This is a genomic window from Pseudomonas sp. BCRC 81390 (assembly GCF_030341915.1).
In the GTDB taxonomy this organism is placed as follows: Bacteria; Pseudomonadota; Gammaproteobacteria; order Pseudomonadales; family Pseudomonadaceae; genus Aquipseudomonas.
In genome coordinates this window covers 60,224-80,956 of sequence record NZ_JATAAG010000006.1, presented here as the reverse complement: position 1 = coordinate 80,956, position 20,733 = coordinate 60,224, and the positions used below count along the sequence as shown (strand labels likewise).

20 protein-coding genes and 1 pseudogene are annotated in these 20,733 nt (G+C 63.0%); 14 read left to right on the top strand and 7 right to left on the bottom strand.

The annotated features are described in order from the left end of the window. Window positions 1-104 precede the first annotated feature (104 nt). Both pmcY and QSV36_RS03390 read left to right on the top strand, forming a co-directional pair. Window positions 105-524 (top strand): periplasmic Zn2+ metallochaperone PmcY, encoded by a 420-nt coding sequence (pmcY, locus tag QSV36_RS03395; protein ID WP_289129837.1) that lies wholly within the window; start codon window positions 105-107, stop codon window positions 522-524. A gap of 22 nt (window positions 525-546) precedes the next feature. Continuing rightward, window positions 547-1,419 carry a cation diffusion facilitator family transporter gene (locus QSV36_RS03390; protein WP_289129835.1) on the top strand — a complete coding sequence of 291 codons (873 nt, stop codon included), beginning with the start codon at window positions 547-549 and terminating at the stop codon, window positions 1,417-1,419. A 40-nt stretch (window positions 1,420-1,459) separates the two neighbouring features. On the opposite strand, the gene QSV36_RS03385 is transcribed toward QSV36_RS03390, so the two are convergent. Continuing rightward, window positions 1,460-2,242, bottom strand: a complete 783-nt coding sequence (locus QSV36_RS03385) for a DUF6515 family protein (RefSeq protein ID WP_289129834.1) — start codon at window positions 2,240-2,242, stop codon at window positions 1,460-1,462. Between the two features lie 396 nt (window positions 2,243-2,638). Here QSV36_RS03385 and QSV36_RS03380 point away from each other — a divergent pair, with 396 nt between their 5' ends. After that, the gene (locus QSV36_RS03380) at window positions 2,639-3,115 is read left to right on the top strand and encodes an Lrp/AsnC family transcriptional regulator (protein WP_003249795.1); all 477 of its coding nucleotides are present in this window, start codon (window positions 2,639-2,641) and stop codon (window positions 3,113-3,115) included. 54 nt (window positions 3,116-3,169) lie between these two features. Further along, window positions 3,170-3,373 carry a DUF2788 domain-containing protein gene (locus QSV36_RS03375; RefSeq protein WP_013974331.1) on the top strand — a complete coding sequence of 68 codons (204 nt, stop codon included), beginning with the start codon at window positions 3,170-3,172 and terminating at the stop codon, window positions 3,371-3,373. A gap of 136 nt (window positions 3,374-3,509) precedes the next feature. Here the strand turns inward: QSV36_RS03375 and QSV36_RS03370 are convergent, their stop codons facing one another. From QSV36_RS03370 to QSV36_RS03360, 3 genes are all read right to left on the bottom strand, one after another. Next, window positions 3,510-4,148, bottom strand: coding sequence for a pseudouridine synthase (locus tag QSV36_RS03370; protein WP_289129831.1), 639 nt, complete (start codon window positions 4,146-4,148; stop codon window positions 3,510-3,512). 6 nt (window positions 4,149-4,154) lie between these two features. After that, window positions 4,155-5,618 carry an AMP nucleosidase gene (gene amn, locus QSV36_RS03365; RefSeq protein WP_289129830.1) on the bottom strand — a complete coding sequence of 488 codons (1,464 nt, stop codon included), beginning with the start codon at window positions 5,616-5,618 and terminating at the stop codon, window positions 4,155-4,157. Window positions 5,619-5,892: 274 nt separating this feature from the next. Beyond that, window positions 5,893-7,545, bottom strand: coding sequence for an acyl-CoA dehydrogenase family protein (locus QSV36_RS03360; RefSeq protein WP_289129828.1), 1,653 nt, complete (start codon window positions 7,543-7,545; stop codon window positions 5,893-5,895). Between the two features lie 396 nt (window positions 7,546-7,941). Here QSV36_RS03360 and QSV36_RS03355 point away from each other — a divergent pair, with 396 nt between their 5' ends. Together QSV36_RS03355 and QSV36_RS03350 are read left to right on the top strand one after the other, a co-directional pair. Continuing rightward, on the top strand, window positions 7,942-9,345 hold the full coding sequence (locus QSV36_RS03355) for a PAAR domain-containing protein (RefSeq protein WP_289129873.1): 1,404 nt from the start codon (window positions 7,942-7,944) through the stop codon (window positions 9,343-9,345). Continuing rightward, window positions 9,338-9,742 carry a hypothetical protein gene (locus QSV36_RS03350; protein WP_289129827.1) on the top strand — a complete coding sequence of 135 codons (405 nt, stop codon included), beginning with the start codon at window positions 9,338-9,340 and terminating at the stop codon, window positions 9,740-9,742. Before QSV36_RS03355 ends, QSV36_RS03350 begins: the two co-directional genes overlap by 8 nt. Window positions 9,743-9,908: 166 nt before the next feature. Here QSV36_RS03350 and QSV36_RS03345 read toward each other — a convergent pair. Together QSV36_RS03345 and QSV36_RS03340 are read right to left on the bottom strand one after the other, a co-directional pair. Then, window positions 9,909-10,016, bottom strand: a pseudogene (locus tag QSV36_RS03345) (DUF3077 domain-containing protein); the annotation flags it as partial. Between the two features lie 468 nt (window positions 10,017-10,484). Beyond that, window positions 10,485-12,473, bottom strand: a complete 1,989-nt coding sequence (locus QSV36_RS03340) for a sensor histidine kinase (protein WP_289129825.1) — start codon at window positions 12,471-12,473, stop codon at window positions 10,485-10,487. 265 nt (window positions 12,474-12,738) lie between these two features. Here QSV36_RS03340 and QSV36_RS03335 point away from each other — a divergent pair, with 265 nt between their 5' ends. The 4 genes from QSV36_RS03335 to QSV36_RS03320 all read left to right on the top strand — a co-directional run bounded on the left by QSV36_RS03335 (window position 12,739) and on the right by QSV36_RS03320 (window position 16,309). Then, window positions 12,739-13,536 carry a hydroxymethylpyrimidine/phosphomethylpyrimidine kinase gene (locus QSV36_RS03335; protein WP_186686602.1) on the top strand — a complete coding sequence of 266 codons (798 nt, stop codon included), beginning with the start codon at window positions 12,739-12,741 and terminating at the stop codon, window positions 13,534-13,536. A gap of 13 nt (window positions 13,537-13,549) precedes the next feature. Then, on the top strand, window positions 13,550-14,173 hold the full coding sequence (gene thiE / locus QSV36_RS03330) for a thiamine phosphate synthase (RefSeq protein ID WP_289129821.1): 624 nt from the start codon (window positions 13,550-13,552) through the stop codon (window positions 14,171-14,173). 18 nt (window positions 14,174-14,191) lie between these two features. Continuing rightward, window positions 14,192-15,475, top strand: coding sequence for a glutamate-1-semialdehyde 2,1-aminomutase (gene hemL, locus QSV36_RS03325; RefSeq protein ID WP_289129819.1), 1,284 nt, complete (start codon window positions 14,192-14,194; stop codon window positions 15,473-15,475). Window positions 15,476-15,763: 288 nt separating this feature from the next. Continuing rightward, window positions 15,764-16,309, top strand: a complete 546-nt coding sequence (locus QSV36_RS03320; protein ID WP_186686599.1) for a tetratricopeptide repeat protein — start codon at window positions 15,764-15,766, stop codon at window positions 16,307-16,309. A 4-nt stretch (window positions 16,310-16,313) separates the two neighbouring features. Here the strand turns inward: QSV36_RS03320 and QSV36_RS03315 are convergent, their stop codons facing one another. Continuing rightward, window positions 16,314-16,640, bottom strand: a complete 327-nt coding sequence (locus tag QSV36_RS03315; protein ID WP_289129814.1) for a DUF1820 family protein — start codon at window positions 16,638-16,640, stop codon at window positions 16,314-16,316. Between the two features lie 188 nt (window positions 16,641-16,828). Here QSV36_RS03315 and QSV36_RS03310 point away from each other — a divergent pair, with 188 nt between their 5' ends. The 4 genes from QSV36_RS03310 to lnt are packed head-to-tail and all read left to right on the top strand — an operon-like array spanning window position 16,829 to window position 20,684. Then, window positions 16,829-17,827 carry a PhoH family protein gene (locus tag QSV36_RS03310; protein ID WP_289129811.1) on the top strand — a complete coding sequence of 333 codons (999 nt, stop codon included), beginning with the start codon at window positions 16,829-16,831 and terminating at the stop codon, window positions 17,825-17,827. Further along, window positions 17,820-18,293: an rRNA maturation RNase YbeY gene (ybeY, locus tag QSV36_RS03305; protein WP_289129809.1), complete on the top strand. Its 474-nt coding sequence runs from the start codon at window positions 17,820-17,822 to the stop codon at window positions 18,291-18,293. Before QSV36_RS03310 ends, ybeY begins: the two co-directional genes overlap by 8 nt. A gap of 25 nt (window positions 18,294-18,318) precedes the next feature. After that, on the top strand, window positions 18,319-19,158 hold the full coding sequence (locus QSV36_RS03300; protein WP_186686596.1) for a CorC family transporter: 840 nt from the start codon (window positions 18,319-18,321) through the stop codon (window positions 19,156-19,158). Between the two features lie 8 nt (window positions 19,159-19,166). Then, entirely contained in the window at window positions 19,167-20,684 is a 1,518-nt protein-coding gene (gene lnt, locus QSV36_RS03295; protein ID WP_289129804.1) for an apolipoprotein N-acyltransferase, read from the top strand. Window positions 20,685-20,733: the final 49 nt, after the last annotated feature.

Below are 20,733 nucleotides of genomic sequence, written 5' to 3'. Positions count from 1 at the left end.
CAATCCCGCGAGTATAACGGCGAACCCAGCCTGCTCTATCATGGTCTTAGCTTCAGGCGCAGGCGTTTCGCTTGCCCCTGCTGAACACCTTTTCGGAGATTCACATGCGCATCCCAACCCGCGTCATCGGTGGCGCCCTCATCGTCACCTTGCTGACCCAACTGACCGCCTGCGGCACCATTCTCTATCCCGAACGCCGCGGCCAGATCGGCGGCAAGATCGACCCTGTGGTTGCCGCAATGGATGCCATCGGCATCCTGTTCTATGTGATTCCGGGGCTGATCGCCTTCGGCATCGACTTCGCCACGGGGGCCATCTACTACCCGGGCGGGCGCAGCGCCCAGGTCGACCCGGTCAAGCTGCGCGACGCCGTCAGCCCCGATGGCAAAGTCGACAACCTGAAGCTGCAAGCCATTCTCGAGAGCGAACTGGGCCAACGCCTGCCGTTGAACGACCCACGGCTGATCCAGCATCGCGGCAGTATCGAGCAACTTGCCACCCTGGGCCTGGTACCGGCGGCCTGAACCGCAAGGACACCGATCACGGATGACCACCACCCCGGCTGAGCACCAGCGCCTGCTGCGCCTGGCCACGCGCGCGTCCCTGGCAGTGGCCAGCATTTTGGTCTTGAGCAAGGCCCTGGCCTGGTGGCTGAGCGGCTCGGTGAGCCTGTTGGCCGGGCTGACCGACTCGGCACTGGATGCCGTCGCCTCGTTCCTCAACCTGCTCGCCGTGCACTATGCCCTGCGTCCGGCCGACGATGACCACCGTTACGGGCATGGCAAGGCCGAAGCCCTGGCCGGGATGGCCCAGGCGTTGTTCATTGCGGTCAGTGCAGTGCTCATCGGGGTGCAGGCGGCCGAGCGCCTGCATACCCCGAAACCGTTGGGCGATACCGGCATCGGCATCGCGGTGATGGTGCTGTCGCTGTTGCTGACGCTTGCCCTGCTGGCCTTGCAGTCCAAAGTCATCCGCCTGACCGGCTCCACGGCGGTGCGCGCCGACTCCCTGCACTACCGTTCGGACCTGCTGCTCAATGGCAGCATTCTCCTGGCGTTGCTGCTGGCACGCTTTGGCTGGCCGCAACTGGATGCACTGTTCGGCCTGGGCATTGCCGCCTATATCCTGTGGAGTGCGCTGCAGATTGCCAGAGAGAGCACGGCCATCCTCATGGACAAGGAACTGCCCGCTGATGTGGGCGAGGAGATGGCCACGCTGGTGCTGGCCATCCCGGGCGTGAAAGGCGTGCACGACCTGCGTACGCGTGTGTCAGGCAACCAGTGGTTCGTGCAGTTGCACCTGGAACTGCCGGGGCAGTTGCCGCTGGATGAAGCGCATGGCTTGTGCGTCAAGGCGTCGGAAGTCATCCGTCAGCGCTATCCGCAGGCGGATGTAATGGTGCATGCCGACCCGGTGTGAACCTGCCGGCAATGCGGGCGGGGCAGGCAGCATAACGGGTTCAGTTGATGCTGTAGCCTCGGCCACTGAAGCAGGCCCCCAGCGCTCGCCGGTAGTTATCGGCCACATTGGCCGGCGGCGCATACGCTGCTGTCGCCGGGTCGAACCCTGACTGGCTGACCGCCCAACGGTGGCACTGGTAACGGTCCTGGTCCTGCTGTTCCTGCCCCTGCCCATGCATCGGGTAAGCCGCCACATCATAACCACTGCCCACAGGGCGCGACGCGGTTTCAGGCGGGTTGACCACCACATACTCGCGGCGGTCGGCCAGGTACTGGTAATAGGTGTCGGCCACTACGAAGAACAACGCCCCGCCCAGCCAGACCTCCCGCGCGTAGGGCGGCAGGTAATCGACCCGCAAGCCGTAAGGCGGGGTCACCACCACATACCGGCCCGCCTGCGGGCGGAACCAGTAGCCACCGGAGTAGAAATAGTCATCGCCACGGTAGGGCACTTTCCAGTAACGCTCCGGGAAATGATCGAGGGTGTGCCCTGGGCGGTACTGCGGTCCGGGCCCCCAGCCATTGCCATGGCCATCCGGGCGTCCCTGCCAGTCAGCGCCGGGACGTTGCCCCGGGCCACCGGCTTGCCAGTAGCGGTTATCGCCATGACGACGCGGAATGTCCTGGTAGTAGCCCTGGCGGGGCGGTTGCGTCTGTTGCACTTCGTCGCGCGAGCCGAGCGCGCGAGCGGGTGCTTCACCCGGCCCTTCGGCCATGGCCGCGAAACTGATGCTCACTGCAAACACACCTACACCTGCCAACTGCCAGATGCGCGACTTCATGGTATTCCTCTCGGTAAAGAAACGGCGCCGACAACCAGTCTACCGCGCCCATCACGCGGGCCAATGAAATTTCACGGGCATGAAAAAAGGGAGGCCGCAGGGCCTCCCTTCAGAAATTGTCGTCCGTGCTCGGCACTTGTGGCGCCGGCTCACCTCACACCGTCTTCTGGAAGGCGTGTAGCCCGGGGGCCTGGCGGATCCTGTTGGATGGCTGGCCGCGACCGCCCGCCTGGGGCGCGTCGCCGTGGACTGATGTCCGGGCAGTGATTCTGTGGGTAACGATACCGGACAGGGTGCGACAGCGGATTGCGAAGATTGCTCGGATAAATAGCACTTGCGCAATTTTTCGCCCCGGATTGATAATTCGACGCAATCGGAACAGAAAAGGCAGAAACCATGAGCAAACTTGACCGCTACGACCTGAGCATCCTCGCCGAATTGCAGCGCGATGCGCGCATTTCCAACCAGGAACTGGCCGAACGCATCGGCCTGTCGCCATCGCCATGCTCGCGTCGGGTCAAGCAGCTGGAGGACGATGGCTACATCTCGCGCCAGGTGGCCCTGCTCGACCGCAAGAAGCTCGGCCTGAGCCTGACCGCCTACGTGCTGATTGGCATGGACCGGCACACCCCGGAGCGCTTCGAAACCTTCGAGGCGGCCATTCGCAACCTGCCACAGGTGCTCGAGTGCAGCCTGGTGACCGGGATGGATGCCGACTACCAGCTGAAGGTGGTGGTGCCGGACATGGACCACTACCAGAAACTGCTGCTGGGCAGCCTGACCCGAATCGAAGGTGTCACCAGCGTGCGCTCGAGTTTCGTGCTCAACCAGGTGCTGGCCAGCACCGAGCTGCCATTGACCCACCTGCGCTGAACGCTCACGCCCGCCGGCGTATAATCGGCTGCTCAGCCTGCCTGGAGAACACTGATGGATCCTGCCGTATTCGAAGAGTGGATGATGATCATCCTGGTCACCGTGCTGATCGGTTTCATGGGTTTTATCGTCTGGGACCTGGCGAAAAAGTCCAAGGCAGGCAGGTTCGGCACCTTGATCCTGTTCTTCGTGCTGGGCTTGGGGGTGTTGGCCTTTATCATCAAGAGCGTGGTGGTGGGGTTTCTCGAAGGCGTGTAGGGCTGGAGAAAGCCGGGAGCGCTTTGCGCTTCTTTCGCAACACAAGGCCGCTCCTACTGGGAACGCACAGTGCCTGAGTTTGCGCTGTACCTGTAGGAGCGACCTTGTGTCGCGATGGGCCGCAAAGCGGCCCCCTCTAACGCAGCAACTTCGCCGGGACTTCGCGCCAGCCCCCCTGCGCCAGCCCATCCAGCGTCCAATCGCCGATCCGCACCCGCACCAGGCGCAAGGTCGGCAACCCTACCGCCGCCGTCATCCGCCGCACCTGGCGGTTGCGTCCTTCGCGAATCACCAGCTCCAGCCAGCTGGTCGGCACACTCTTGCGAAAGCGTACCGGCGGGTTGCGCGGCCACAGTTCGGGCTCTTCCAAACGCCGTGCCTCGGCCGGCAAGGTCGGCCCGTCATTCAGCGCCACGCCATCGCGCAAGCGCTGCAACTGCTCCTCGCTCGGCTCCCCTTCCACCTGCACCCAGTAGGTTTTCGCCAGCTTGTGCTTCGGGTCGGCAATGCGCGCCTGCAAGCCACCGTCGTTGGTCAGCAGCAACAAGCCTTCGCTGTCGCGGTCCAGGCGCCCGGCCGGGTACACGCCGGGGATGTCGATATAGTCCTTGAGCGTCGCCCGCCCGTCACCGTCGCTGAACTGGGTCAGTACGTCGAACGGCTTGTTGAACAGAATCAGGCGTGGCTCGGCGGGGGGCGCCTTGGGCTGGCGACGCGGGCCGGTGGCAGGCCGCGCCTGGGGGCGGCGCGGCTTGGAACGGGGGGGCAGTGACATGGGGCCTCAGCGGAACGGCGGCTCATCGAAACTGCGCAGTTTACGCGAGTGCAGCGAGTTGAGCTCGGTACGCAGCAGGTCGAGCGCGGCAATGCCGATCTTCAGGTGCTGGCTGACCGCCCGGTTGTAGAACGCGTTGGCCGAACCCGGCAGCTTGATTTCGCTGTGCAACGGCTTGTCGGAAACACACAGCAAGGTGCCGTATGGCACGCGCAAGCGGTAACCCTGGGCGGCAATGGTGCCGCTTTCCATGTCTACCGCCACGGCACGCGACAGGTTGATCAGCGGCCGCTCCTGAGCCCAGCGCAGCTCCCAGTTGCGGTCGTCGTAGGTCAGCACGGTGCCGGTGCGCAGGCGCTTCTTCAACTGTTCGCCACGTTCGCCGGTAACCTGGGCGGCGGCTTCCTGCAAGGCCAGTTGCACTTCGGCCAGCGCCGGAATCGGGATGTTCGGCGGCACTACCCGGTCGAGAATGCCGTCACGGCGCATGTAGGCGTGTGCCAGCACATAATCGCCGATGGTCTGCGACTGCCGCAGGCCACCGCAGTGGCCGATCATCAACCAGCAGTGCGGGCGCAGCACAGCCAGGTGGTCGGTGATGTTCTTGGCATTGGACGGGCCGACGCCAATGTTGACCAGGGTGACGCCATCGCCGTCGGCGGCGATCAGGTGGTAGGCCGGCATCTGGTAGCGGTGCCAGACCACACTGGCCACCAGGGCCTGGGTTTCACCGTGGTCCATGCCCTTTTCGATCACCACGTTGCCCGGCAGGACCATGCGCACGAAGCGCGGGTCGTCACGCAACTGGTCAAGCCCATGGCTGATGAACTGGTCGACATAGCGGTGGTAGTTGGTCAGCAGGATCCACGGCTGCACGTGGCGCCAGTCGCTACCGGTGTAGTGCACCAGGCGGCGCAGCGAGAAGTCGACCCGCGCAGCATCGAACAGTGCCAGCGGCAGGGTATCGGCGCCACCCCAGTCGTACAGGCCGTCGGCAATATTGTCGGTGGCCGCCGACAGGTCGGTGCTGGGGAATACCCGCGCCAACTGGGCGGCGGTAATGCCGCTGCCGGCCAGCTCGTCACCCTGGTCGACGACGTAGGGGTAAGGGATGTTCTGCTCGCTGACGCCGACCTCTACCGTCACTGTGTAGTCGTGCATCAGCGGGCGCAGCTGCTCCAGCAGATAGGCACGGAACGCGGCCGGCTGGGTGATGGTGACGCTGTAGGTACCGGCTACCTGCACCTTGGCATAGGCCCGCGTGGTGGCGGCGACTTCACCGTGGCTGTAGTAGGTCAGGCGTAGCGCGGGGTAGCGGAACAGGTCGCGCGCTTCGGCGTCCGGCTCGGTACGGTCCTTCAGGTAACGCTTGAGGGCCTGGCTGAGGGCCCCGGTGGCCTGGTCATGCAAGGCCGCCAGACGGTCGACGGCCTGTTCGGGGGTATCAACGACTACAAACGCTTGGCTCACACTGTGCTTCCTGTCTGGACATGCCTGTGAACCATCTTGCCTGCCTTCGTGGGTAAATACACCCCCATTGATCGGTGTTAATCAGCAGGCCAGCGCTGTTCCTTGTAGGAGCGGCCTTGTGCCGCGATGGGCTGCAAAGCAGCCCCGGCAATTTGTGCATCGGCGCTGAACCTCGGGGGCTGCTTCGCAGCCCATCGCGACACTAGGCCGCTCCTACAAGTTCTGTGCATGGTATGGAGGCAGCGCAAGACCTGTTGCAGCGGACCACGCCAGCTCAGTTGCTCCAGACTGGCGTGGCCCGCATCACCAGAGCCTGCACATCGACACCCCGCGGCAAGGCCCCGTAAACCCTGCCTCCGCCCGCCAGCCGGCTGTCGATGAACGCATCACTCACCGCCGCATTGCCTGCCTCCAGCAACAGCTTGGCCTGCAGCGCCAGGGCAATGTCCTCGGTCAGTTGCCGCGCGCGGTACTGCAGGTCACCGGTGTCGGCAAACGCGCCCTTGAGGTTGCCGATATGCGCGGCCAGACGCGGGTCGCCGTGCCCATCGCCCAATTCGGCGAACAACGCGTCGAGCACACCCGGTTCCTTGGACAACGCACGCAGCACATCCAGGCACTGCACGTTGCCCGAACCTTCCCAGGTCGAGTTGACCGGCGCCTCGCGGTACAGGCGTGGCAGGATGCTGTCCTCTACATAACCGGCGCCGCCCATGCATTCGGCAGCCTCGTTGATCATGGCTGGCGCACGTTTGCAGATCCAGTACTTGCCCACCGCCGTCACCAGGCGGGCGAAATGCGCCTGCTGCGGGTCATCCAGCTGTTCCAGGGCCTGCCCCATGCGCAGGCTCAAGGCCAGCGCCGCCTCGCTTTCCAGCGCCAGGTCAGCCAGCACGTTCTGCATCAATGGCTGCTCGTTCAGCAACCGCCCGCCAACCTTGCGGTGCGCGCAGTGGTGGGCCGCCTGGGTCAACGCCTGGCGCATCAGGGCACTGGAGCCGACCATGCAGTCGAAGCGGGTCATGGCCACCATTTCGATGATGGTCGGCACGCCCCGCCCTTCTTCCCCGACCATCCACGCCAGGGCGCCGCGGAACTCCACCTCGCTGGAGGCATTGGAGTGGTTGCCCAGCTTGTTCTTCAAGCGCTGGATATAGAACTGGTTGCGGCTGTCGTCCGGGCGGTGGCGCGGCAGCAGGAAGCAGCTCAGGCCTTTCTCGGTCTGCGCCAGGGTCAGGAAGGCATCGCACATGGGCGCCGAACAGAACCACTTGTGCCCGACCAGCTCGTAGGCCTGGCCCGGGCCCGCCGCGCCGACCGGATAGGCCCGGGTGGTGTTGGCCCGAACATCGGTACCGCCCTGTTTCTCGGTCATTGCCATGCCCAGGGTGACCCCGGCCTTGTGGCGGTCGCCGACGTTGCGCGGGTCATATTGGCAGGCGAGGATCTTCGGCAACCAGTATTCGGCCAGTTCGGGCTGCAGGCGCAGCGCCGGGACGGCGGCGAAGGTCATGGTCAGCGGGCAGCCGCTACCCGCCTCGGCCTGGCTGTGCAGGTAGGTCATCGACGCCCGCGCCACATGCGCGCCGGGACGCGGCTCGGCCCATGGCAGCGAAGGCAGGCCGTGCTCCACGGCCGTACGCATCAGCTCATGGTAGGCCGGGTGGAACTCGACCAGGTCGATGCGATGGCCGTAGCGGTCGTGGCTGCTGAACTCCGGTTTGTGCGCATTGGCCAGGAAGCCGGCCTGCATCAGTGGGCCGCCGGCCAGGGCACCGTAGGCATCGATCCGCGACTCGGCCCAGCCTGCACCGAAACGCCGCGACCATTCCTGCAACGGCAGGTCGAGGCGGTACAGGTTGGCACCGTCAAGCGGCGGTGGCTGGTTGGTGACTTCGTGGGTTTCAGCGTACTGGTGCAGGTTCATCGGGGGCTCCTGGATCCGGATAGGCTTGAGAGACCCAGTGAAGCACTCTGTACGAGCCAGTCAAAGTGACATTAATGACTAAACATGTGGTGGGAGGCATGTCTTGGGGATGCAGCGGAGCTGACAGGTGTTCGCCACGACAGTTGCAGCGCCTGTGAGATTGAGCGCAGCCCGCGCGGGGCGCTCGATCTCCCAAACGCTGCACCTGTCACGGCGAGCACCTGCCAGCCCTAACCCGATCCCCGCTTCACTTCCCGGCACTGCCAACAAAAAGCGTTGTAGTCCAAATCCCTATCCATTGTAGGACCCTTCTTAAACCCTCCCGGCCTGAAAATACCCGTCTAGAGGCTGCTAGATTCCTGGCTTTCATTTTTGAAAAAAGGGCGAGCCATGAGCATGCGCATGAACATCTTCGGCCGATACCAAGGCCTGGACGGCGACCAAACCACCACAGGCGCCATCTGCATTGCCAGCCAGGCCAGGGGCCGCGTGCATGGCCGCAACTGGCTGCTGCAAGGCGACCCGACCACACCTTGTCCGCTATGTGGACAAGCGGGCACCATCGTCGAGGGCGAAGCCCGCTGGCGGCAGGATGGTATTCCCACGGCTCTGGACGGGGCGATGGTGCAATGCGGGTGCCCACAGGGCAGCAATCGCGTGGTTGCGGGTGGGTCAGCAACGCCGGCGTCGCACAGGGCACCAGCACATGAACCTGTTCGCGAGGCACCCGCGCAGGCCCTGGCGAGTCGCCCGATTAGAAACTCCTATCAGCCAGAAGTGGCTCAGCCTTCACCTACTCCACAAAGCATGGAACCCGGCTTCTACATCGTTCCGCGTTGCATGACGTATCAGGAAGTACTGGCAGAATTGGGCGCGCCGCAGGCCAACCTGCCTCGGTCAATTCTGGAGCGGCTGAACCCGACGTATCAGCGTGGATTCAAGGCAGGTGAGATCTTTGTCATTGGTGATGGTCTGAGACGCCCGGTGTGCACTCGGGAAGAGATTTATGCGATGAGTGCGGCGAAGCAGGCGCGGGAGGACTTGGCAGATCTCACCCCGGAAGAGGCTAACTTCATGATGCGTCACTTGCCTGAAATAGCAGGGTTGCTGAGCAGTACCAGTTTGGCAATGGGGGTGAGCGGGGCCCTGATGGCTCAGGTTCTGGATGAACTTAGCGCGACGTTGCGCAAGATCGAAGAGCTGCACCAACATCAGTTTTCCAAGCATGGTCATCTACGTAGTCCGGAGTTTTTTGCTGAACGTAGGAAGCTACTCAGAAAATTGGACGCGCAGCTGAAGGTGGGATTTCTTAACAAACACATGCACCTCGGAAGCCATGACAGATTACGGGGCGACCTAGGCATTTCGTCAAAAAGCCTAGTACATCACTGGAGCAAGGCCGGAGCACCAGGGGGCATCCCTGGATATTCAACGCACTTGGACAAGTTGACACGTTTGTCTAACTACCTGAAAAAAGGTGGATATGTAGGGCTGGCGATCGGTGCTGGGTCGTCTTGGCTGAAAACTCAAGAAGCATGTAGATCAGGCAATACTCAATCCTGCAGACAAATAAGATTTACTGAGGCGGGCAATTTTTCAGGTGGACTTGCATTAGGTGCCGCTTCGGGAGCAGCTGGAAAAGCGATAGCAGGCTTTGCCTGCGTCAGCCTTGGGGCCATAAGTGGAGCAGTATGTGCCATTGTAATTGTCGGTGCCAGTTCATATGCTGGGAGCGTAGCTGGCATGAGCATCGGTGAGTATATAGGGGAAGAACTCTATGAATTAACCGAACATGAATGAATTTCTTGAGTCTCTCTGGGGTTGGGGATTTCTGGCCATGCCTTTTGCACTCTTTTTCGCAGGACTAGCAATGACAGCGCAACTCGCTTACCTGCCTAATTACCGGAAACTCCAACACGCCTTAAGAAGAAGTGAGCACTTGAAAAGAGCCGTGCTTTGGTGGGGGGAACGTAGCTTTTACTCCCGGGTATCAGTCGTTGCTACATTGAGTGGTATCGCGTTAAACCCTGAATACTTTCTGAAACGAGGACTTCTCGATCCAGATGATGCTTCAAGCATTCCAACCAGCTTGAGGAAGAGGATGCGCATTGTATTTTTATTACTACTGGTAGCATTTGCCTGGTCGCTGTTAGCCGCCATCCTGATCAAACTGAAGCGCATGCATTTCTGGAGTTAACCTGAATCGAAGTGCAACCCACAAATAGACCGAACATTGCAAGCGCCCGATCAGGACTCACCGCGGGGACCACACTCCCACAGGCATTGCGCATCTTTCAGTCTATGCACAAATCCTGTGGGAGCGGGTTCACCCGCGAAAGCGGCCGAAACAGTCAATACAAAGGTCAGCGCATCAAACCCAGCTCGGCATCATCCAGCAGCGCCTTGGCCATTGCTGCGAAGTAGTGCGAAGCCCACATCAATTGCTGGTCGCCATCCATCAAACCGCATATTGGTTATGTGTCACCCGTCCGTTTCCACACGTTGGGGTGACAGCTGCACACGGGGTGGAAAACCAGGCATATGATGAAACCCGGTAGGCCCGAAAGCCTCCCGCGTACAGCTGTCATGTCAACAAACATCATATGTCTTGCCAGGTTTCCACACCCGATCGCTGAACCGTCAGCGACTGGAAAAGCCTAGAGCGCGGGATTTGCAGGAACAATCAGACGTGTGTCGACAGGGGTTGTAGGGTATTTCGCAGGGGATGGGGTTGCCAGTGCTGAAGCGTAGGAAGAGTCTGGCGTTGTTGTAGGAGTGCAGGTGCGGTCAGGGCATGTCCTGAGGGCCGCTTTCGGCTCTTCGCGGGCACGCCCGCTCCCACAGCGATCGCGCATTGCCTGAATTCAACGCCAAACCTGTGGGAGCGGGCGTGTCCGCGAAGGGCTGCAAAGCAGCCCCGACAAAGCCTGCGAAAATCTCTAAAGCGACCGTCGCGTCTGCAGAACATTCGATGCCATCTGCACCTGCGCCACAGCCATGTTCAAACTCAACTCGAACCGGCTGCCCAACCCCCGCGTCGACTCATGCGCCAACCGTGCCCCGAGCAACTCGCCCATCTGCCGGCAGATCGACAAGCCAATCCCCAGCCCGCCATAACGCCGGGTCATCGAACCATCGACCTGGAAGAAGCGCTGATACAGGGTCGACTGGTCGAGGTCGTCAAAGCCAATGCCGCTATCGCTGACGATGAAGGTCAGCGCCAGCTCGTCCGGCCCTAGCCGGCGGCTGCGCACCTGGATCAACACCCCGCCCTGGTGGGTGAACTTCAGGCCGTTGTCCACCAGGCAAGCCAGGCAGCGGGCCAGTTTCTGCCCATCGCCCAGCAAGCCATCCGGCAGGTCGGCCGGGATATCCAGGCTCAGGTACAGGCCTTTGCCCAGCGCCTGCCCGGCATAACCGGCGCGCAGGCCGTGCAGCAGGTTGCGCAGGCTGAACGGCGCCGGCTGCGCGCGCAGGCGGCCGGCCTGCAGTTCAGACAGGGTGAGAATCGCATCAACCATGTCCATCATGCCCTGCGCCGAACCAACCGCAGTACGGTGGTACTGGGCCATTTCGGCCTCCATCGGCAAGGTGTGCATCAGCTCCAGCGAACCGATCACGCCGTTCATCGGCGTGCGCAGCTCATGCGTCACGCTGGCCAGGAATTCGTCTTTCAGGCGGTTGCTCCTGGCCAGTTGCAAGTTCAACTGTTCAAGCGTCCGCCCGGCGTCACGCAAGGTCTGTGCCTGCTGCTCGCGCAGGTTGTTGATGCGGTCGGCCAGGGCCAGCGACAGCAAGGCCACCTCCAGCGCCGAACCCAGCTGGCTGGCGTACATGGTGATGAACACATTCGGCAGGTAACCCAGCACCATCAGGGTGTTGACCAGGCCACCGAGCAGGAAGGCCGTCCAGGCGATGATGAACCAGCGCGCCACGCGCAAGCCATGCCACCAGGCGTACAGCCCGGCGCTGAAGATGCTCACGGTGAACAACAGGGCCAACGCCGTGGCCATGCGCAAGGCGAAGCCATAGGGCATGGTGACTGCCAGCACCATGACCAGCGCACCGCCCAGCATCAAGGCTTGCAGCAGCCGGTCGAAGCCACGGCTGATACTGCCCAGTCGCAGGAAGTGCCGGGCGAACTGGCAGCCGAACAGGCCAGCAGCACCGATGAACAGCGGGGTCGAGGCATTCGCCCACCAGGGGCTGTCCGGCCACAGGTAAGCCACACCGGCGCCATTCACCGACACCTGGTAAAAGCCGAACGAGGCGATGTAAAGGATGTAGTAGAGGTAGCTGACGTCGCGCACGCTGAGGTAGATGAACAGGTTGTACACCAGCATTACCAGCAACACGCCATAGATCATCCCCAGCACATACAGGCGCGTCGGCTGCTCCTCCAGATAGGCCTCGGTGGACCACAACGTCAGCGGTGCCTGCAGCGAACCCTGGCTGTGCAGGCGCAGGTAGGCGGTGGTTACCTGGCCCGGCGGCAACTGCAACTCGAACAGGTAGTTGTTCTGCCGGATCTGCCGGCTGGCGTAGGGCAAGGCATCGCCCGTGCGCCGGGCCAGGCGATAGTTGCCGCTGCTGTCAGGCAGGTACAGCTCGAGGTGGTCCAAGGGCGGATAGGCCAGTTCCAGCAACCATTGCCGCGCGGCTGCGCCGGGTGGCGCGATGGGGCGTAGTTCGACCTTCAGCCAGAATACCGATGTCGAATACCCGGCGTTCAGCACGTCTTCGGAATGGGGGCGGAAGCGCCTGGCGAACCCAGGGGCACTGACCTGGGCGATGCTGGCATGGCCATCGACGTCTTCATAGACCTGCATGGCCTTGCCCAGCGGAAGTTGCCGGGTCGCGTCGTCGAAATCGACCGCTCCGGCCAACACGGGCAGCATGCCCAGAAGCACAATCAGCAAATAGCGCATACAGCCCCAGCATGGCCTGTCCGGTCGAGTCGCGATTGCCTCCCATCCGTTTGAGACGACCTGATCCGGCAGAACCCGTTTATCGAGTTATCCGAGCACTCTAGCATAGCTTCGCAACCTGGCAATCGACCATACTCCACCACAAAGAAAAGGCTCTAGATCAATGCTTTCAGAAAGAAAACCGACAACAAGCTGACTGCATGATCAGCAAAACCCCTTTGTAGGACGATCCGCCCAAACAGGATTGGTGGTAAGCTCGCCGACCATGAATATCTACAGCTCCCGCCCCGTTGTCCTCTGTCTCTCCGGCCACGACCCCAGTGGCGGCGCCGGCCTGCAGGCAGATATCGAAGCCCTGCTCGCCCAAGGCTGTCATGCCGCGCCCGCGGTGACTGCCCTGACCGTGCAGGATACCGTCAACGTTTCCGACTTCCGCGTGCTCGACCGCGAGTGGGTGCTGGCCCAGGCCAACGCCGTGCTGGCCGACTCCACGGTAGCCGCCGTCAAGCTGGGCATGCTCGGCTCGATCGAGATGGTCGACACCGTCGCCGAACTGCTGGCCGCGCACCCGCACCTGCCGCTGGTCTGCGACCCGGTGCTGCGGGCCGGTGGTGGTGGCCGCCTGGGCAAGGACGAAGTGGGCTACGCCCTGCGTGAACGCCTGCTGCCGCTGGCGACCATCGCCACGCCGAACCTGCCCGAAGCGCGCATCCTCGCCGAGCTGCCCGAGGGCAGCGCCGATGAGTGTGCTGAAAAACTGTTGCCGTTCTGTAGACACCTGCTGATTACCGGTGGTCACGGCGACGAGGACGAAATTCACAACCGTCTTTACAGCCGCGACGGCCAGCGCCACACCTGGACCTGCCAGCGCCTGCCGGGCAGCTACCATGGCTCGGGCTGCACCCTGGCCAGCGCCCTGGCCGGGCGCCTGGCCCTAGGCGAACAACTGGACAGCGCCGTGCGCAGCGCCCTGGACTACACCTGGCGCACCTTGCGTGACGCCGAGCAGCTGGGCAAAGGCCAGTTCGTGCCACGTCGCCTGCCGCTGGATTTCTGCTCCTGATACGAGGCCTTCAATGAAGCTACGCGGTCTGTACGCCATCACCGATAGCCAGCTGCTCGCCGGCCGTTTCCTCTCGCATGTCGAAGCGGCACTCGAAGGCGGCGTATGCCTGCTGCAGTACCGCGACAAGAGCGACGACGCGGCCCGGCGCCTGCGCGAAGCCGAAGGGCTGATGAAGCTCTGCGAGCGCTACGGCACCCAGCTGATCATCAACGACGACGCCGAACTGGCCGCGCGCCTGGGCGTCGGCGTGCACCTGGGCCAGACCGACGGCCCGCTGACCCCGGCTCGCGCCTTGCTCGGCCGCCAGGCGATCATCGGTTCCACCTGCCACGCCAACCTGGACCTGGCCATCCAGGCTGCCCGCGAAGGTGCCAGCTACGTGGCCTTCGGCCGCTTCTTCAATTCCGTCACCAAACCGGGCGCCCCCGCTGCCAACATCGAACTGCTGGCGCAGGCCCGCGCCCAGGTGAAACTGCCGATCGCGGTGATCGGTGGCATTACCCTCGACAACGCTGCCCCGCTGGTTGCCCATGGTGCCGACCTGCTGGCGGTGATCCACGGCCTGTTCGGTGCCGACAGCGCGCAGGAAGTCACCCGCCGCGCCCGCGCCTTCAACGCCTTGTTCGCATCCTGATTCGAGAGAACCTTCCCCATGTCCCGTTCCGAAGCCCTGTTCGCCCAAGCCCAGAAGCACATCCCCGGTGGCGTCAACTCGCCGGTCCGCGCTTTCCGGAGCGTTGGCGGCACGCCGCTGTTCTTCAAGCATGCCGAAGGCGCCTACGTCGTTGACGAGGACGACAAGCGCTACGTCGACTACGTCGGCTCGTGGGGCCCGATGATCCTCGGCCACGGTCACCCACAGGTACTGGACTCGGTACGCAAGCAGCTGGAGCACGGCCTGTCCTACGGCGCACCGACCGCCATGGAAACCGAAATGGCCGACCTGGTCTGCTCGCTGGTGCCGTCGATGGAAATGGTGCGCATGGTCAGCTCCGGCACCGAAGCCACCATGAGCGCCATCCGCCTGGCCCGTGGCTACACCGGCCGGGACGCCATCATCAAGTTTGAAGGCTGCTACCACGGCCACTCCGACAGCCTGCTGGTAAAAGCCGGTTCCGGCCTGCTGACCCAGGGCGTGCCGAGCTCGGCTGGCGTACCGGCGGACTTCGCCAAGCACACCCTGACCCTGCCATTCAACGATATCGCCGCCGTCGAGAAGACCCTGGCCGAAGTCGGCCAGACCGTGGCCTGCATCATCGTCGAGCCAGTGGCCGGCAACATGAACTGCGTCCCGCCGGCACCCGGCTTCCTCGAAGGCCTGCGTGAGCTGTGCGACAAACACGGCGTGGTACTGATCTTCGACGAAGTGATGACCGGTTTCCGCGTTTCCCTGGGTGGCGCGCAGGGCCACTACGGCATCAAGCCGGACCTGTCGACCTTCGGCAAGATCGTCGGCGGCGGCATGCCGGTTGGCTGCTTCGGCGGCAAGCGTGAAATCATGGGCTGCATCGCCCCGCTCGGCCCGGTCTACCAGGCCGGCACCCTGTCGGGCAACCCGTTGGCCATGGCCGCCGGCCTGACCACCCTGAAGCTGATCAGCCGCCCGGGCTTCCACGCCGAGCTGACCGACTACACCAGCCGCATGCTCGACGGCCTGCAACAGCGCGCCGATGCTGCTGGCGTGCCGTTCGTCACCACCCAGGCTGGCGGCATGTTCGGCCTGTACTTCAGCGGCGCCGACGACATCGTTACCTTCGACGACGTGATGGCTAGCGATGCCGAGCGCTTCAAGCGCTTCTTCCACCTGATGCTCGACGGTGGCGTGTACCTGGCACCGAGCGCATTCGAGGCGGGCTTCACCTCCATTGCCCATGGTGACAAGGAGCTGCAGATCACCCTGGATGCGGCGGAAAAGGCTTTTGCAGCGCTGAAGTAACGCGCTGCACCGTGCTTTTGTGGGAGCGGCCTTGTGTCGCGAAAGGGCCGCAAAGCGGCCCCAGGGCTTCAGCAGTCATGCACAGATTGCTGTGCTTGCTTCGCAGCCCTTTGGCGACACAAGGCCGCTCCCACAGAGGCCGGCACAGGCAATAAATCCCCCTGCCCAATCAGCTGACTTCCCCAACCAAGCAGAAAATCGAGTAAAACTTTGTAAGGTTGGCGCTGCTTATCCCATAATGTGCCACCAGAGACATTGGCCGCAGCTTGCAGAGGTAAGTCGATCCCCATGAACCGCACCGGCCGCGCCCTGACCCTGGGCTGCCTGTTGCTTCTTCAGCCCCTGCTGGCCCTGGCAGAGGGCGGTAACTCGTTGCTGATTCCGGCGACGGGCCGCTGCACCTTGAACGTGCAGCCTGAAGACCTGGCAAACGCCCTGAAGGCCTGCGAACAGACGGCGACGGCGGGGGACGCCCAGGCGCAATTCGAACTCGGCGACTACTACTACTCGCAAACCCCGAAAAACCTCGACAAAGCCCTGGACTGGTTGCAGAAGGCCTCGCTGCAAGGCCATGCCGAAGCCCAGTACCGCCTGGGTGCCATGTTCTACCGTGGCGAAGGGGTCAAGGCCAACAACGTGCAGGCTTATATCCTGCTGAAGATGGCTGCGGTCAACGGCGCCGAGGATGCGCTGGACATGGCTGACGAAGTAACCGAGAAAATGCCCCGCGACGAGCTGGAGCATGCCACCCAGGTGCTCGGCCAGATCTTCCGCAAATACTTGCTGGAACTGCAGAACGCCGAAGGGCGCACACCGTTCTCGCCACTCCCCTGAAGGTTTACTTCTCCGGCATCGGCATAGGGAACGGCATCACGTTGCTGCCGCCCTTGGCTTCGCTGATCTTGGCAGTGCCCAGGCGCTCCACCTCATCGATGCGCACGATCGAATGCAGCGGCACGAAACTGCGGATTACCCCGTCGAACTGGCTCTTGAGCTTTTCTTCGCTCGGATCCACCACCAGCTGCGAGCGCTCGCCGAAGACGAACTCCTCGATTTCCAGGAAGCCCCACAGGTCGCTCTGGTAGATCTGCTTGGCATACATCTCGAAGACCTGCCCCTGGTTGAGGAAGATCACCTTGTAAATGGCGGGTTCGCGTTTGCTCATGTTTGGCGGGATAACACATGCGTAAGAAAAGGGGCGCATCATAGCAGTGCCGGCCTCTTCGCGGGTAAACCCGCGAAGAGGCCGGAACAGGCCTGACATACCGTTGGACGTTTCAGTGCTTTCGCCACTGCCATTCAAGGGTTATTCTTGAGTTCACCTTCATTGCCGTCGAGCGGCTAAAAACGACCTTGAACGCACCCATACAACCCCATCGTTTCATCCTCGAACCCTTCGAGGCCCACCGTTTCGCCAACCTGTGCGGCCAGTTCGACGAGCACTTGCGCCTGATCGAACAGCGCCTGGCCATCGAAATCCGCAACCGCGGCAATCAGTTCGAACTGATCGGCGAACCCAAGACCACCTCCGCCGCCGAGCAGCTGCTGCGCCGCCTCTACCGCGAAACCAAGGCCACCGAGCTGTCGCCGGAAACCGTACACCTGTACCTGCAGGAGTCGGCCGTCGAAAACATCGACAACCCGGCAGTCAACGAGGTCAGCGTGTCGCTGCGCACGCGCAAGGGCAATATCCGCCCGCGCGGTGTCAACCAGCAGCGCTACGTCAAGGAAATCCTGGCCAACGACATCAACTTCGGCATCGGCCCGGCCGGTACCGGCAAGACCTACCTGGCCGTGGCCTGCGCCGTCGACGCGCTGGAACGTGAACAGGTGCGCCGCATCCTGCTGGTACGCCCGGCGGTCGAGGCCGGCGAAAAGCTCGGCTTCCTGCCCGGCGACCTGGCCCAGAAGATCGACCCGTACCTGCGCCCGCTGTACGACGCCCTGTACGAAATGCTCGGCTTCGAACACGTGGCCAAGCTGATCGAACGCCAGGTAATCGAGATCGCCCCGCTGGCCTACATGCGTGGCCGCACCTTGAACAACAGCTTCATCATCCTCGACGAAAGCCAGAACACCACGCTGGAGCAGATGAAGATGTTCCTCACCCGTATCGGCTTCGGCTCCACGGCGGTCATTACCGGTGACATCACCCAGGTCGACCTGCCACGTGGCACCAAGTCGGGCCTGGCACACGTCATCGAAGTGCTGAAGGACGTTCCGGGCATCAGCTTCACCCACTTCCAGCCCAAGGATGTGGTTCGTCACCCACTGGTGCAGCGCATTGTCGAAGCCTACGACCGCTTCGATTCCCGCCAGGCCAAGCCCGAGGCGCCCGGCAAAGATGCTTGAACTCGACATTCAACGGGCCACGGATGCCGCCGCCCCGGATGACAGCGCTTTCCGCCGGTGGTGCGAACTGGCCCTGCGCCAGCGCAGCGCCGACTCGGAAATGACCATTCGCCTGGTCGACGAAGCCGAAGGACGTGAACTGAACCACACCTACCGGCACAAGGACTACGCGACCAACGTGCTGTCGTTCCCGGCCGACGTACCTGATGACCTGCTAGACATCCCGCTGCTGGGCGACCTGGTGATCTGCGTGCCGGTGGTCGAGCGCGAAGCGGCCGAACAAGGCAAGTCGCTCGAGGCGCACTGGGCACACCTGGTTATCCATGGCTGCCTGCACCTGCTCGGCTACGACCATATCGAGGATGAGGAAGCCGAGGAAATGGAAGGCCTGGAACGGGAATTGCTGGCAGAACTGGGTCACCCCGACCCTTACGCCGACGATGAAACCGACTCAATCACACACTGATACACGAAGGATCACGAGAACCGCCATGAGCGAAGATCGATCGAGCAACGGGCAGAAGTCCTGGCTGGGTAAACTGACCCAGGCTTTTGCCCATGAGCCGAAAAACCGCCAGGAGCTGCTTGAGCTGCTGCGCGAAGCCCATCAGAACAAATTGCTGGACAGCGAAGCACTGACCATCGTCGAAGGCGCCATCCAGGTGGCTGACCTGCAGGTGCGCGACATCATGGTGCCGCGCTCGCAGATGATCAGCATCAAGGCCAGTCAGTCGCCACGCGAGTTCCTGCCGGCAGTGATCGACGCCGCGCATTCGCGCTACCCGGTGATCGGCGAAAGCCATGACGACGTGCTGGGGATCCTGCTCGCCAAGGACCTGCTGCCGCTGATCCTCAAGGAGAACGGCGACAGCTTCAATATCAAGGACCTGCTGCGCCCGGCCACCTTCGTGCCCGAGTCCAAGCGCCTGAACGTGCTGCTGCGCGAATTCCGCGCCAACCACAACCACATGGCCATCGTCATCGACGAGTACGGCGGCGTGGCCGGCCTGGTCACCATCGAAGACGTGCTGGAACAGATCGTCGGCGACATCGAGGACGAGCATGACGTCGAGGAAGACAGCTACATCAAGCCGCTGCCAAGCGGCGACTTCCTGATCAAGGCACTGACCCCGATCGAGAACTTCAACGAGTTCTTCGACAGCGAATTCTCCGATGACGAGTTCGACACGGTGGGCGGCCTGGTGATGAGCGCCTTCGGCCACCTGCCCAAGCGCAACGAGACCACCGAGATCGGGCCCTACAAGTTCCGTATTCTCAACGCCGACAGCCGGCGGATACACTTGCTGCGCCTGACACCGATCACCCGTTAAGGACGAACATGCGTTGGATCACCCGCCCCGGCTGGCCCGGTAACCTGCTGGCCCTGGCGGCCGGCGCTTCGACCCTCCTGGCCCTGGCGCCATTCGACATCTGGCCGTTGGCCTTGCTGTCCATCGCCGTGCTCTACCTTGGCCTGCGCGAGCTCAGCCCGCGCCAGGCCATGTGGCGTGGCTGGTGGTTCGGCTTCGGCCTGTATGGCGCTGGTACCTGGTGGATCTACGTCAGCATGAACACCTACGGCGGCGCCTCGCCGTTGCTGGCGATCCTGCTGCTGTTGGCGTTCTTCGCCGCCCTGGCCTGGTTCTTCGCCTTACCCACCTGGCTTTGGGCACGCTGGTTGCGGCGCAACGAAGCGCCGCTGGCCGATGCCCTGTGCTTCGCCGCCCTGTGGCTGCTGCAAGAGGCCTTCCGCGGCTGGTTCCTGACCGGTTTCCCTTGGCTCTATGCCGGCTACAGCCAGCTGGACGGGCCGCTGGCCGGCCTGGCCCCGCTGGGCGGCGTCTGGCTGATCTCCTTCGCCCTGGCCCTGAGTGCCGCCCTGCTGTGCAACCTGCACCGCCTGCGCGTGCGTCCCGCCTTCCTGGCGGTGGCCTGCCTGCTGCTGCTCGCGCCATGGGTGCTGGGCCTGGCGCTCAAGGGCCATGCCTGGACCAAGCCCGCAGGCGACCCGTTGAAGGTCGCGGCCATCCAGGGCAACGTCGAGCAGGAGCTGAAATGGGACCCGGCGCACATCGACGCGCAACTGGCGCTGTACCGTGACCTGAGCTTCAGCTCCCGGCCGGTGGACCTGCTGGTGTGGCCGGAAACCGCCGTACCGGTGCTCAAGGACCAGGCCCAGGGCTACATCGACGTGATGGGGCGCTTTGCCGCCGGGCGGAATTCAGCGCTGATCACGGGTGTGCCGGTGCGCGAAGTGGTGCACCACCAACGCCGCTATTACAACGGCATCACTGTCACCGGTGAAGGCGACGGCACCTACCTCAAGCAGAAGCTGGTGCCGTTTGGCGAATACGTGCCGCTGCAGGACATGCTGCGAGGCCTGATCGAGTTCTTCAACCTGCCCATGTCGGACTTCGCCCGCGGGCCGGAAGACCAGTCGCTGTTGCAGGCAAAGGGCTATCAGATTGCACCTTACATCTGCTATGAGGTGGTCTATCCAGAGTTTGCCGCTAGCCTGGCTGCCCGCAGCGAGCTACTGCTGACCATCAGCAACGACACCTGGTTCGGCACCTCGATCGGCCCGTTGCAACACCTGCAGATGGCCCAGATGCGTGCACTGGAGGCCGGGCGCTGGATGATCCGCGCCACCAACAACGGCGTGACCGCGCTGATCGACCCGTTTGGCCGGATTACCACGCAGGTTCCGCAGTTCCAGCAGGCGGTGCTGTATGGCGAAGTGGTGCCGATGCAGCAGCTCACGCCTTACCTGCAATGGCGCTCGTGGCCACTGGCGATCGTCTGCGCGTTGCTGCTGGGTTGGGCCTTGCTGGCGGGGCGCATTGCCAGGACTGTTTGAGCTCTCCTGTACCGGCCTCTTCGCGGGCAAACCCGCTCCCACAGGTTCT